Origin of the sequence: Mesorhizobium sp. M2A.F.Ca.ET.039.01.1.1, from assembly GCF_003998035.1 — a bacterium.
GTDB lineage: Bacteria > Pseudomonadota > Alphaproteobacteria > Rhizobiales > Rhizobiaceae > Mesorhizobium.
The window spans coordinates 1-407 of record NZ_RZRY01001580.1 but is presented as its reverse complement, the minus strand read 5'-3'; the positions used below and the strand labels follow the sequence as shown (position 1 = coordinate 407).

At 68.3% G+C, this 407-nt stretch carries 1 protein-coding gene; it reads left to right on the top strand.

What is annotated here, in order from left to right; genetic code table 11:
• The coding region (locus EOA24_RS41005) for an alpha-amylase family glycosyl hydrolase (RefSeq protein ID WP_245502020.1) at positions 1–407 on the top strand (407 nt) is incomplete at both ends.

Sequence of the window (407 nt, the reverse complement as noted above, 5' to 3'; positions counted from 1 at the left end):
GCTCGACGAGTATCAGGACCGCGCCGCGGTCGGCGAGGTCGGTGACGAGGACCGCTCGCTGCAGACGCTCGCCGCCTACACCTCCGGCGGCGACAGGCTGCAGATGTGCTACACATTCGACCTGCTCGGGCCGCAATTCTCGGCGGCGCACATACGCGGCTGCGTCGAGGCTTTCGAAGGCACCGTCGCCGACGGCTGGGTCTGCTGGGCCTTCTCCAACCACGATGTCGTGCGCCATGTCAGCCGCTGGACGCGGCCGGGCGGCGATCCGGACAGGGTGGCGAAATTCTCGATCGCGCTGCTCGCCTGCCTGCGCGGCTCGATCTGCCTCTACCAGGGCGAGGAACTCGGCCTGGAGGAAGCGGAACTCACCTTCGAGGATCTGCGCGACCCTCTCGGCATCCGCT